The sequence below is a fragment of the Paenibacillus hexagrammi genome, assembly GCF_021513275.1.
GTDB classification, from domain to species: domain Bacteria; phylum Bacillota; class Bacilli; order Paenibacillales; family NBRC-103111; genus Paenibacillus_E; species Paenibacillus_E hexagrammi.
This window is the reverse complement of record NZ_CP090978.1, coordinates 605,983-617,974: the sequence shown is the minus strand read 5'-3', so window position 1 is coordinate 617,974 and position 11,992 is coordinate 605,983. Positions and strand designations below refer to the sequence as shown.

Sequence of the window (11,992 nt, the reverse complement as noted above, 5' to 3'; positions counted from 1 at the left end):
GTACGAATAAAGCAGTAGACACCCATGCCGCTCGACGCAGCGCCATCAGACGATGCTTGGCGGACTATGAAGGTTGTGGTCCCTCATACCCCTCTATAATAATAAGATCAAACGTTGACGCAGGCAGTCTTAGTGTAATGGCTTGCTGATACTCCGTTGAGTTCCAACAGTCAAGTGCAGTTTGATAGGAAGGGAATTCAACTATCGTATTCAGAGATCGGGCACTCCCTTCTGGTACCAACGGATTTCCCCCACGCACTAGAAAGCGTGCACCATACTTTTTCAGAATCTCAGGGGTAGCTGCCAGGTATGCTTGGAATTGTTCCTGATCGTGGACATCAATGTCTATGACCCAATATCCTTTTACCATTACTCTTCCTCCTAATCTACCATTTAAAGGTATATGATAAACTCCCGTTATGATGCCTTTCTTGTCAATTCGTTATACTAGTGAAGAACCGCCGTCCACGACAATAGTCTGTCCGGTGGAGTATTGCTCACGCATTAAATAAAGAAAGGCTTCGGCCGCATCTTCTGGCTCTCCTACTCGGCCTATCGGGAGGGTTTTCCCTAAAGTCTCATACATAGCGATTCGGTTTTCCTCAGGCATGTCGTTCCACATCTCGGTACGCATTAACCCGAAACTTATTGCGTTGACACGAAGCGGGCTAAGTTCGACAGCCAATGCCCTGGTCAGTGCCTCAATAGCGCTGCATATGCTGGCTGTGACCGCCCAGCCCTTCTGCGGCCGAGCTCCGGCAACACCAGAAGTTAGAATGATTGACCCGCCCTCTCTGAGGATCTCACTACCGTATTTAGCGGCCATAAACGCCCCCCAGTAACGCAGGTTAAAGAATCGACGCGCTGTCTCCATGTCAATTGTGCTGAGATTTTCGATATGTAAGGACTCGCCAGCCGTGAAAACCAAATGATCAAATTCACCAACTTGGCTAAAGAATGCCCGTACCCTCTCTTCATTCGATAGATCAACCACATGCCCTTCCGCACCTTGGGGCAGACGCGAGACCGCATTGTCGACTCTCTCTTTTCGACTGGAGACGACGACTACGGACGCCCCTTCCCGGGCGGCGGCTTCGGCTGTTGCAAATCCAACTCCTGACGTTCCTCCTAGGAGGACAATACGTTTGCCTCTTAACGTTCTGCTTCGTTCGCTCTGTTCTGTTTTCACCATAGGATCTCCTCGATTTCATGATCGTTTTTGAAACAAATTTCACTGCCGACATCTTCTTCACTACAGGTAACAAGTCGATTATAATCAGTAAATAAACGCACAAATAGGTCTGTGTTTGTAGTACTATTCCGGATACTACTCGTACGGATACTGATATAAAATATATCAGGATATGGAGGTGAATCCTTGTTATGAGTTCTGAACGAAGAAGAAAAGAACTAGCTGATTTTCTCCGTACCCGCCGCTCGCGTCTATCTCCGCATGAAGCGGGATTACCGGTTGAGACCTCACGTCGTCGTACGCCTGGTCTTAGAAGGGAAGAAGTAGCAAGTCTATCCGGCATTTCCTTACCTTGGTACACCGCACTGGAGCAAGGACGGGATATTCAAGTATCGGAACAAGTACTGGAGAGCTTGGTACGTACCCTTCAACTTAACAACGACGAACGCCGTCATCTACTCGTGTTGGCTAACCATGCTGTACTTCCAAGCGAATCATTGGATGAATCTATTTCTCCAGCCATTCAACAAATTCTTGACAGGATGGGGACCTACCCTGCCTATGTCATCGATAAGCGCTGGAACGTTACCGCATGGAACCAAATGACGAATAAGGTATGTGGAGACTTTAAACGAGCGACGGAGATCGAAAGAAATATCTTATGGCGCGTGTTCATGATGAAGGATAAGCAAGCTCGCATTGTTAATTGGGAGAACGTTGCCACCGAGCTCTTAGCTCATTTCAGAAGCCGATATGCCTTACACATGAATGATTCATGGTATCAGGAATTAGTTACCATGTTAAATGACAGGAGTGAGGAGTTCAGAGAGTGGTGGGGGAGACATGATGTTTCCGGAAATTCGGAAGGGGAAAAAGTGATCCAACATCCTCAAGCAGGCCTGTTGAGATTTCGTTACAATAATCTCACAGTTTCTGAAAGCGGTGACTTCATGATGAGGGTATTCACACCCATCGAAAACACTGGAACTGATGCACGGTTAGAAGATTTATTGTCTGGGTTTCGTTCGGGCAGTCTATAAAAAAGTCATAATTACAATATGAGATTTATAGGGTTATAACAAAACTGTCAAAGGCGCCCGCTACGCTTCTCCGAAAACTACTGAGCCCTGCATTACCGTTAATCGTCAGTCTGAAGAGCCTATAATCAGGCTCTTTTGTCTTTGTTGCAGGGAATATTTATTTATAAACGCCATGAATGATTTCTTCAAATTCAGGCTCCTCCATATGGACATCGTCCATATCGCCCCACTGGCTGACGATGCGCAGCACGTCCATGGCCTTGAGCTCCCGGCGGTTGCAGGCGACCGTTACGCTATGCTCCTCCTGCTCCACGAGATGAAAGGGCAGGTTCCATCCTGCAGCTGGTATGCGGTAAGCGCCGCGGAACGTAATCTTCATCATCGTGGGAAGGCCGATTCGGTCTCTGAGAGAATCGATGGCTCCGTCATAGCCGATCTGACCGTGATTGATGACGATCACGCGCTCACAGAGCTGCTCGATATCGTCCATATCGTGGGTCGTGAGCAGAATCGTCTTGCCGAATTCGCGATTCAGCGTCTTGAGAAAGCCGCGAATGCTGCGCTTGGCTACTACGTCCAAGCCGATGGTCGGCTCATCCAGGAACAGGATGGACGGATCATGCAGCATCGCCGCTGCAAGATCGGCCCGCATGCGCTGACCAAGTGAGAGCTTACGGACCGGCGTGTCCAGAAACTCGTCCAGGTCCAGCAGTTCTCGAAGCTCTCCGAGCCTGCGCCGCGAGTCCTTCTCTTCGACGCGGTACATGGCCGCCAGGATCTCGTAAGAGTCTTTTACAGGCAAATCCCACCACAGCTGACTGCGTTGTCCAAATACGACACCAAGCTGGCGGACGACATCCTTTCTCTGCTTTTGAGGGCTGCGCCCATGGATGAGCACCTCTCCCGAGGTTGGGTGCAGAATGCCAGTCAGCATTTTGATCGTGGTCGATTTCCCCTGCTCCATTGGGTCCAATATAACCGACAAATTCACCCGAATCTACCGTAAAGCTGATATCCCGCACTGCCTCCTTTTCCCGATAGTCTCGTGCAAAAAAGCTGCGAAGACCAGCAAATTTCCCCTCTTTGACAACAGGAGTCTTAAAGGTTTTGCGCAAATGAGTCACTGTGATCATGGAGCTTCCTATCTCCTCTCATTTTCATACTCAGCTTCCTGTGCTCTGATAGCGGGACAAGCCGATCTTCCATACTTTCATGGCAAGCAGCATTACGGCGCAAGAGGCTATGATTGTCGCTGCGATCAGCCACATGCCCCCCTGATGCTTTACTATATAAAGGGCAGGTATGTAATTTACGAATCCGACAGGCACCAGCACGAGCAGAAGGCTCTGCAGCCACCTCGGATATAATGCCAGCGGATAACGGGATGCGGTCTGAGCTGCGTCCTCTGTCATATTTTGCAGGGATTCAATGCGTGTCAGCCAGAATCCCGCCGCAGCCGTAGCAAGGCCGATAGCAAACAAGAGGACCGCTCCGGTAGCGATAGCCAGAAGGGTTAGCGGTATAGCCGTCCATCCGATCTGACCTTCCGTCATCAGCGCCCGCATGGAGATAAACAATAGCAGCAAACCTTGTGCGGTTTCTGCAAATAGAAAGCGGATATTTTGCGTCATCAGCGCCATCAGTATGGGAATCGGCCTAATCAGTAGCGCATCCAGGTCACCGCTGACCAGGTATTTTTCCAAATGATGCACGTCCGAAGCAAAGGAGCGATAGATCGCCTTGGATATCATCATCACGCCATACAGGTAGCATACCTCATACAAGCTCCATCCGCCGACACTCCCGAATCTCATCACTACAAGCGCAACCATCAGAAATTCGGATACTTGAAGCACAGCTGCCATCATCATAGAGAAAACAAAATTGAACTTATACTGCATCTGGCTCCTCAAGCTCGAACGGATGAGCAGCGCATACAGCTTTAGGGTCGTCATCCGCCTTGCACCTCCAGCTTTTTCCGTACCCATGCGGTCACAACTAGACATAGACTGGTCATGACAACACCCCATACGAGACCGCCCATGACGGCCCAGCCCTGCTCGAGCTGCATATAGATTCGGGTAGGCACATAGATCAAATAAGGATAGGGAGAACAGCTACTTATCGTCCGCAGCCAGCCCGGAAGCCACTCCAAAGGGATAAAAAAACCGGATAACAACATGCTCAGCGCATAATTTACCCAGTACAGCCAACGAGATTCAGTTGTCCAAAGCGCGGCAACGCCGATTAAGTAGTTGGTGCAAATCGAGATGTAAGCTGCAATAACCAAGGAAAGAACGGTCCATCCGTATACGGATGCTTGCTGCGGAAGATGCAGGGAAAATACGAAGAAATAGAGGAGATAAATCGGAATCAGCTTGTAAATAAACTGGTAGGCCACTTGTCCCCACTCCCGGCTCATAGCCTGATAGAACAAATGGACGGGGCGCATCAGATCAAGCGCGATTCGACCGGTACGAACCGATTGCTCCAGCCCGAGACCATTCGTCAGAAACAGCGTCACCCACAGAATCGACTGGTTGAACGCAATATAGCTGACCATCCCATGTTCGCCGTAGCTGCCAAGCGGAGCGTCTTTACCAAATCCTGTCCAAATACAAATGTAGATAAATCCGAACGCTACGCTGACTGCGTTGTGAAGCAAATGCGAACCGCGATACTGCAGATTTCTGGCATACGCCTTGCGCGCCAAAACTGCGAAAAGCATACTACACCTCCTTAAATAGAAACTGTAATACATAGAAAAACCGGTTCTTCTCATGCAGCCGCTGCGTAGAGAGAGCATTTCCTATATTACCAAAATCTGCCTTAGGGAGGCAATCATTTTTTCAGGAAAAAGGGATATGTGAATTGCGTGTCTAATCGATGAAGCTACCGAACGCGAACATGATCATGATCGCTTGGAAAGTTTCCATGGCATCACCCTCCTTTCCGGAGGATATGCCGACACCCAAGATTGAGCTGTACAACAATGAGTATAATAGAGTCTACCATCTGGTAGACTCATTTTTAATTGGACGAAAAGCCTTTTTACTTCATCTCCGCCAGCCAAGCTGCAAGTGTTTTGACATCCTCTTCTTTCAAGCTCACCTGAAACGGAGGCATCCCGCCGCCTCCCTTTTTGAATTCTAGTGATGATATCCGCTTCATCAAGCCGCTGCCCCACCTTTTGCAAATTAGGCCCTTGAAGACCTTGCAGATTGTTCCCGTGACAGGACATGCAGTAATTCTTATACAATGTAGGCGCATCATCCGCCTTAACGGCTTCCGCCGTTGAAGCTTGATTCTTATTTTGATTTCCGCATCCGGCTAGCAAAACAGACAGAGTGATACAGCAGCAAAGCAGTGCATATTTCATGATTCATGCTCCCTTGTATTGGTTCATATGGTTTCATGATACCAAAGCTAAGAACGAAAAATAAAGGGATTCCGCACAGCAGCAACCAATACGTTCTTATGCATCAATGAATAGGAGCGAGTTTCATGAAACGTGCTGCATCTGCATCTGAATCCGATATTCAGGTATGGAACAGAAGAATACTAAATGCTTATTGGATCGTTTTGTTGGTATCCATCTTTGCCGAGCTTGCTGCTCTAGTCATCATCATTACTAAATATCCCGAATATATTCGTTACTACATCATGCACGTCATGGTTGTGCCTAATATCTTGCTTATTTGCATACTGGGTCTTAATGAGGTGTTATATAGGAAGTGGCAGCTCCAGCATCCACTTTTTTCATCTTAACGGGTACCGCCATTGGAGCCATATTTACCATTACGAACCCGCTCGTGCACGGCATTGAGTATATCCTAATGCTCCCCCTGCTCATTTCTTTGTTCTATTTTAATAAACGTTATTTATTGTTTTCGTTGATTCTTAATTGTCTGCTTTTTATAGCAGTCGTTCAGCTTTCAGAGAGACATCACCAGAACGTGTCCTTGTTTGATTTGTTAGCCTTCATCTTTATTATGATCGGTGCGTACTTCGTCGTGCTGGGTGCTCTAAGCCGGGGATTAATTCTGATCAGCGACTTGACCAAAACCATACAATCCGAGCAAGAGCTGCTCGTCCGCACGGTCGTCATGGACAAGCTGTCCAAAACGGATGCGTTGACCGACCTGTATAATCACAAGACGTTTCACGAATATTTGGATAAGCTCGTCGAACACTCAGAAGACAGTGACATGCCGCTGCATCTCGCTATTATGGATATCGATAATTTCAAATCAATTAATGACACATTCGGTCATGCCACCGGGGATGTCGTGCTTAAGCGTGTAGCAGCCGTTATCAGCGAATCCATATCGTCAAGCGAGATCGTTGCGCGTTACGGCGGTGAGGAATTTGCCATTATTTTCACGGAGAAAGCATTGCACGATTCTTACACGGAAGTAGAGACGATTCGCGAGTCCATCCACCAAATGGATTTCGATGAGATGGACGGACGAAAGGTTAGTGTGAGCATCGGGTTATCCAGCTATCAAAAAGGCAGCAGCAAATCAAAGCTATTTCAAGAATCGGATCAATTGCTGTATCAGGCTAAGCGCTCAGGCAAAAATCGGACCGTGATGGACGATTCAGCTTCCATATTGGCATGAACAACAGCCCTATCTTCAAAAGATAGGGCTGTTGTGTCTATACAAGCTTCAAACGAATCACGTTCCAGGATGCTTTGGATAAGGTTGCTTGCACTTGCCCGCTGTCCGTTACCGCTGCGCTTCCGCCATGATGCGGCTTCACGTTATCCGGCGCGTCCGCAGTGTTCGCGGCTTTCAAATCATCGCTCTCGAGTACAATATGCTCGATGATACGGCTTGCACCGAAGCTGCGCAGGTCGAGCTCCAGCGGCAGCGCTTCCTCCAGATGACGGTTGACCGCGAATATCGTAACCTCAGACTTCTCTTCGTTATGAACCGCTACGGCTTCCAGATAGGATACATCGGTATAATCCTTCGCATCATACTTCGGCGATTGAATCAGCGGAACCAGTACAGTTCCCCGTCCAAACACACTCGTGTGCATATATGGATAGTAAATCGTCTGCTTCCATGCCGCTCCGCCGTTCACGGTCATAATCGGCGCGATCACATTGACAAGCTGCGCCATGCAGGCCATCTTCACGCGATCTGCACGCTTCAGCATGCTGATTAACATGCATCCCACCAGAAGCGCATCCTCGTGATTATAAATATCCTCAAGCTGCGGCGGCGCAATGCTCCACGGTTCAATTTTGCGATCGGCATCGTTCGAATGATACCAAACGTTCCACTCGTCAAAGGAAAGATGAATCTTCTTTTTCCCGCGCTTCTTAGCCTGAATGTAATCGCATGTAGAAACTACAGTGTGAATAAATTTGTCCATGCCCATCGATTGAGCCAGGAAGTTTGCAGAATCATTGTCACGGTTCCCGTAATACTGATGCAGGGATATGTATTCCACATGATCATACGTATGTTCAAGCACGGTAGCCTCCCATTCTGGGAAAGTGGCCATACCGAGACCCGAGCTGCCGCAGGCGACAAGCTCGATGGATGGATCCACCCATTTCATGACCTTGGCTGTTTCGCATGCGATTCTTCCGTATTCTGCTGCTGTCTTGCTTCCAATCTGCCAAGGGCCGTCCATCTCGTTCCCCAAGCACCATGTCTTAATATTGTGCGGGTCCTTGTATCCGTGCTGGATACGCAGGTCACTCCAATAGCTGCCGGATTTATGATTCGAATATTCCACCAATTCACGTGCTTGATCCGGTCCGCGCGTCCCCAGGTTAACGGCCATCATAGCCTCCGTATTCGCCTTGCGGCACCAATCCATAAACTCGTTCAACCCGACTAAATTAGGCTCGACCGTCCGCCAAGCAAGCTCCAGACGCTTTTTGCGCTGCTCGATAGGACCGACGCCATCCTCCCAGTTGTAGCCGGATACAAAATTACCGCCCGGATAGCGTACGATGGGAACTTGCAGCCCCTTCACAAGCTCAAGCACGTCTGTCCGAAAGCCCTGCTCATCAGCCTGCGGATGCTCCGGTTCATAAATCCCCCCGTAAACCGCTCTGCCTAAATGCTCGATGAACGAACCATATAGCCGGGAATCCACTTCACCGATGGTAAAATCTTTATCCACGATCATTTTTGCTTTTTTCGTCATAGCTAACACCTCTTTAGTTAATATAAATATTAATTAATTAATATAAATGTATACCTTACTCTTATTAAACACCAACATGATGGCGTTTTCAAGTATGAAATGAGAAAAAGCCGACTCCTCCTATGACTGGAGTATCGGCTCCAATGTGCTGCTTCAGACGCACGCTAGGTGTTTCAAAAAACAACAGGGCTTTTGTTCCCGTTTCCCGACAGCCCGCATTGGTTCTATTACCTATGCTTGCGCGGTTGTTCCCGGGCCTTGGCTTACTGAAGATGCTTCGCTAGAAGGGAGACCTTTTCGCAGGAACTTTTGACCTCTCCACCTATAGAGCACCAGCACGCCTCGTAAATACTCATCACAAATCATCGCCACATAGATTCCCATCAGCCCCCAGCTCAAATGAATGCCCAGCAGATACGACAATCCCGCCGCAACCATCCACATGGAGCCTATCGAAATATACATATTGTAACGGGTATCTCCTACCGCATTCAGTGCGCTTCCTATTCCCATATTGAGCATTTTACCAGGCTGCAGAAGCAGGTTCATGGCAATGCAGGAGAGTCCCAGTGTTATAATTTCCGGATCGGCGGTAAATATCCCTAAGTACTGCTTGCTGACAAGCAGAAGAATAACCGAGCTTCCCGTCGCGAGCCCCAGACCGATCCACAGCCCTCTGTAAGAGCTTTTATATGCCTCACGAATTCTTCCCCCACCGTATAAATGAGCAATCTGAATCTGCATGGCAAGGGAAAGAGCAAAGCCCAGCATCGAGCAGGACGACTCTAAGGTATTCATATAGGTTCTTGTCGCAAGCTCCTTGGCGCCCAGCATAGCAAGAAAGGTATACATAGCGAGCTGGGTAAACACGTAAGAGGACATATTCACTCCGAGCGGCCAGCCGATCTTGAGCACCTCACCGAACAGCTTACGGTGAAAGATGCGCCAATCCATGAATTGAATTTTGCGGTCAAAGGCCGAGGTAAACATGAATAACAGAAATCCAGTAGCCAGAAGACGGCTCACTAGTGTAGATATTGCAACTCCTGTAAGTCCAAGCTTAGGGAAGCCGTAAGAGCCAAAAATAAATCCGTAATTAAAAAACACATGGATGACGTTCATACCCAGCGCTGTGATCATCGGACCTTTGGTATTGCCCGTGTTGCGAATAACCGTACTTAGAGATGCCATTAATGCCGTTAGGACCATCCCCCCGCCAACAATGGAAATATACGTATCCGCAAGCGGAAGCAGACGCTCCTCCAATTGAAAGACTTGCGCAAGCGGACGTGCTCCAAAATGAAGCACGATACTTAGCAGCATGCCGATCACAGCGCTGACTTTAACCGCCATGATGGCAACTGTGCGCGCATCCTCGGCTTTACGGGCGCCCAGCTTCTGCGCGATAAGAATGCCTGCACCGCTGGCAACTGTCATGAATAGTGTCGTCAATGCCTGAAAAAGCTGGTTAGACAGTCCTACAACCGCCACTGCGTCATCGGATACCCGGCTTACCATCAAGGTATCCACAGTGCCCAGGAGCAGCTGCAGCGTCAGTTCAATGAATATGGGCCAAGCCAGTACCCAAAGCGTAAATTTATTTTTCTCTGTTGTCACGGATCTCCACCACCGATTCTTAGTCTGCTCAAATTATAGTTCTTCCGTGGTCACCCATGTAACAGTTTCGAAACTCTAATTATCAATATTCCAACCTATGCAGAGCGACATATCCATTGAAACTGGCATATTCGGTTTCTGTCTTCCATAGACTGATTCAGTAGCAAGGTTTGAGCTGCTTTTTCTGCAAATTTTCGCTAAATTTTTTAAAATATGAAGGAATTTGCAGAATAGCGCCGAATTTCTGTTTGATGCATCTTACATACAGAGATTAAAGGAGCTGAGTATTTTGGAACAACAAAATCCAGTAGGTCAACCCAATTCCGTCATTAGCGTCAAAGAGTGGATGATTACCATTCTCTTGCTCGCCATCCCGCTTGTGAACATCGTCATGCTGTTTGTTTGGGCATTTGGCGGAGGAGCGAATCCATCCAAGGCTAACTATGCCAAAGCAAGCTTGATTTGGGCAGCCATCGGTATCGTACTTTATATTATTTTTGGAGTCATTATTTTTGGTGCCGCTATGTCTTCAGTCAGCCCATAATGTAGGTAGGTTTAGGCAGCTATAAGACTTCTAGTACAATCCCTAAAAGCATGAGGCACCATGCAATCCTATCAGTACGTTGCGTCATGCAAAAGCTGCTGCACGCAGCATACCAACTATAAAAAAGCAGCTCCTAACAGCCAACGCTGTCCAGAGCTGCTTTTTTATATAGAGATCAAACTGGCATATTCGCTAGCTCAGCTTCTCTTTCAGCCAATCAAACGAGCTCCTCCCGGAGATTTCATGCTTTCCTTCGAAAAGATCGGATGCCAATTGAGGACCGGCTTCCCAATCTCGATAAATGTTCTCAAGTCGGCCAATCGCTTCCTCCGTGGTCCCAACAGGGAAGACCCGATCGTCCATGCCTGACTCCACAAACAGCGGCCGGGGAGCAATTAAGCCAATCAGCTCCGGCTGCTCCGCAATCTCCAAGATGCCGGGCACGTAGTTATCCATGCAATGCGGGCGATCCAGTATACTGCCGAGATAGGTGTTGGTGTAACCGCACAACACAACGGCACGTATCCGTTCATCAAGGGCTGCAGTCAGGGAAGCGACCAACCCGCCTCCGGAAAAGCCTATTGCACCGATCCGTCCAGGATCGATCTCAGGCCGCAGCGCCATGTAATCCAATGCGCGCATGGCCTCATACATGCGGAAGCCTGCGATCGTCATCCCGCATAGCAAAAGCAGCTGTGATATCGGCAGGCAGCTCGATTGCGACCCAACCGGGTCGGCTTCAATGTCAGCCTGCAGCCTGCGGTCGCCGAATCCGAGTATCTCCGGCACGAGGACGAACATGCCCTTCTTCGCGAGCTGCACCGCGAAGCGGCCGTGAATGCCAGCGGCATCGGGCTGCGCGAAGCTGCCGTCGGCATTCAGACCGAGCGCGGCCCTATGGCCCGGGCCGTGGCCGTGACAGGCAAGCACCGCAGGCAGCTTGCCATCCCGCTGCTGCGGATACAGCGCATACGCCGGTATCCGCAGCCCTTCATACGTCGAGTACGCCAGCTTCTCGACGATCAGATCCTCGTGCTCGAAGCGTTCGAGCACCTCGGGCTGCAGCGGAGCCTTGTTCCCAGGCTCCGCGCCCAGCGCTTCGGCAAGGCGGCGCCGAAGGCCCGCTTGCCGCTCTTGTACGGGCAGCGCAGCGGAAGCGCTGTCACAACTGCCCGCAGCTGTGCGCGTGTACAGCTGCTTGAAATAAGCATCAGGATTCCACATGATGATTCCTCTCTCCCAGCGAAGACCGTTTAGGTCTTTCGCTTTTTTTATGAGTTCTTTTCCCAGTTCTGTTCTACGGAGTCACGCTTGATTCCTGCCCGGCTAGAGCTCGCACCATCAGAATGGCATGACAAACCATCCTTAAGCTCTCTCAAGAACGACCCGAAGCTTTCAGTGTAAGATACAAAAAGAGCCGCAGCATGC

Annotated in this window: 12 protein-coding genes and 2 pseudogenes; 4 read left to right on the top strand and 10 right to left on the bottom strand. The window is 49.1% G+C overall.

Features of this window, described 5'->3' with window-relative positions:
• Positions 1-64: 64 nt before the first annotated feature.
• Both L0M14_RS02785 and L0M14_RS02780 read right to left on the bottom strand, forming a co-directional pair.
• Positions 65-370 (bottom strand): DUF1330 domain-containing protein, encoded by a 306-nt coding sequence (locus L0M14_RS02785; protein ID WP_235120589.1) that lies wholly within the window; start codon positions 368-370, stop codon positions 65-67.
• Positions 371-442: 72 nt separating this feature from the next.
• Positions 443-1,192 (bottom strand): SDR family oxidoreductase, encoded by a 750-nt coding sequence (locus L0M14_RS02780; RefSeq protein ID WP_235120587.1) that lies wholly within the window; start codon positions 1,190-1,192, stop codon positions 443-445.
• 191 nt (positions 1,193-1,383) lie between these two features.
• On the opposite strand from L0M14_RS02780, the gene L0M14_RS02775 reads away from it, so the two are divergent.
• Positions 1,384-2,232 (top strand): helix-turn-helix transcriptional regulator, encoded by an 849-nt coding sequence (locus L0M14_RS02775; protein WP_235120586.1) that lies wholly within the window; start codon positions 1,384-1,386, stop codon positions 2,230-2,232.
• 157 nt (positions 2,233-2,389) lie between these two features.
• Here L0M14_RS02775 and L0M14_RS02770 read toward each other — a convergent pair.
• From L0M14_RS02770 to L0M14_RS31790, 5 genes and pseudogenes are all read right to left on the bottom strand, one after another.
• Positions 2,390-3,365: pseudogene (locus tag L0M14_RS02770) on the bottom strand (ABC transporter ATP-binding protein).
• A gap of 30 nt (positions 3,366-3,395) precedes the next feature.
• A complete protein-coding gene (locus tag L0M14_RS02765) occupies positions 3,396-4,187 on the bottom strand; it encodes an ABC transporter permease (protein WP_235120585.1) in 792 nt (263 codons plus the stop codon).
• Positions 4,184-4,960 carry an ABC transporter permease gene (locus L0M14_RS02760; RefSeq protein WP_235120583.1) on the bottom strand — a complete coding sequence of 259 codons (777 nt, stop codon included), beginning with the start codon at positions 4,958-4,960 and terminating at the stop codon, positions 4,184-4,186. The genes L0M14_RS02765 and L0M14_RS02760 overlap by 4 nt, the downstream gene beginning before the upstream one ends.
• Before the next feature lie 323 nt (positions 4,961-5,283).
• Entirely contained in the window at positions 5,284-5,406 is a 123-nt protein-coding gene (locus L0M14_RS02755) for a c-type cytochrome (protein WP_235120581.1), read from the bottom strand.
• A 16-nt stretch (positions 5,407-5,422) separates the two neighbouring features.
• A pseudogene (locus L0M14_RS31790) lies at positions 5,423-5,473 on the bottom strand (hypothetical protein); the annotation flags it as partial.
• Between the two features lie 263 nt (positions 5,474-5,736).
• Between L0M14_RS31790 and L0M14_RS02750 the strand changes: the two are divergent.
• Both L0M14_RS02750 and L0M14_RS02745 read left to right on the top strand, forming a co-directional pair.
• Positions 5,737-6,000, top strand: a complete 264-nt coding sequence (locus L0M14_RS02750; RefSeq protein WP_235120579.1) for a hypothetical protein — start codon at positions 5,737-5,739, stop codon at positions 5,998-6,000.
• Entirely contained in the window at positions 5,967-6,854 is an 888-nt protein-coding gene (locus L0M14_RS02745) for a GGDEF domain-containing protein (protein ID WP_235120578.1), read from the top strand. Before L0M14_RS02750 ends, L0M14_RS02745 begins: the two co-directional genes overlap by 34 nt.
• A gap of 37 nt (positions 6,855-6,891) precedes the next feature.
• On the opposite strand, the gene arfA is transcribed toward L0M14_RS02745, so the two are convergent.
• Together arfA and L0M14_RS02735 are read right to left on the bottom strand one after the other, a co-directional pair.
• The gene (gene arfA, locus L0M14_RS02740; protein WP_235120577.1) at positions 6,892-8,403 is read right to left on the bottom strand and encodes an arabinosylfuranosidase ArfA; all 1,512 of its coding nucleotides are present in this window, start codon (positions 8,401-8,403) and stop codon (positions 6,892-6,894) included.
• Positions 8,404-8,634: 231 nt separating this feature from the next.
• Positions 8,635-10,020 (bottom strand): MATE family efflux transporter, encoded by a 1,386-nt coding sequence (locus L0M14_RS02735; protein ID WP_235120576.1) that lies wholly within the window; start codon positions 10,018-10,020, stop codon positions 8,635-8,637.
• A gap of 289 nt (positions 10,021-10,309) precedes the next feature.
• Here L0M14_RS02735 and L0M14_RS02730 point away from each other — a divergent pair, with 289 nt between their 5' ends.
• On the top strand, positions 10,310-10,564 hold the full coding sequence (locus tag L0M14_RS02730) for a hypothetical protein (protein ID WP_405030816.1): 255 nt from the start codon (positions 10,310-10,312) through the stop codon (positions 10,562-10,564).
• Positions 10,565-10,756: 192 nt separating this feature from the next.
• Here the strand turns inward: L0M14_RS02730 and L0M14_RS02725 are convergent, their stop codons facing one another.
• Positions 10,757-11,788, bottom strand: coding sequence for an alpha/beta hydrolase family protein (locus L0M14_RS02725; protein ID WP_235120574.1), 1,032 nt, complete (start codon positions 11,786-11,788; stop codon positions 10,757-10,759).
• Positions 11,789-11,992 lie beyond the last annotated feature (204 nt).

Coding starts and splice junctions, on each gene's coding strand:
- L0M14_RS02765 (WP_235120585.1), bottom strand. CDS start 4,187: ATGACGACCCTAAAGCTGTATGCGCTGCTCATCCGTTCGAGCTTGAGG.
- L0M14_RS02750 (WP_235120579.1), top strand. CDS start 5,737: ATGAAACGTGCTGCATCTGCATCTGAATCCGATATTCAGGTATGGAAC.
- arfA (WP_235120577.1), bottom strand. CDS start 8,403: ATGACGAAAAAAGCAAAAATGATCGTGGATAAAGATTTTACCATCGGT.
- L0M14_RS02725 (WP_235120574.1), bottom strand. CDS start 11,788: ATGTGGAATCCTGATGCTTATTTCAAGCAGCTGTACACGCGCACAGCT.
- L0M14_RS02785 (WP_235120589.1), bottom strand. CDS start 370: ATGGTAAAAGGATATTGGGTCATAGACATTGATGTCCACGATCAGGAA.
- L0M14_RS02780 (WP_235120587.1), bottom strand. CDS start 1,192: ATGGTGAAAACAGAACAGAGCGAACGAAGCAGAACGTTAAGAGGCAAA.
- L0M14_RS02775 (WP_235120586.1), top strand. CDS start 1,384: ATGAGTTCTGAACGAAGAAGAAAAGAACTAGCTGATTTTCTCCGTACC.
- L0M14_RS02760 (WP_235120583.1), bottom strand. CDS start 4,960: ATGCTTTTCGCAGTTTTGGCGCGCAAGGCGTATGCCAGAAATCTGCAG.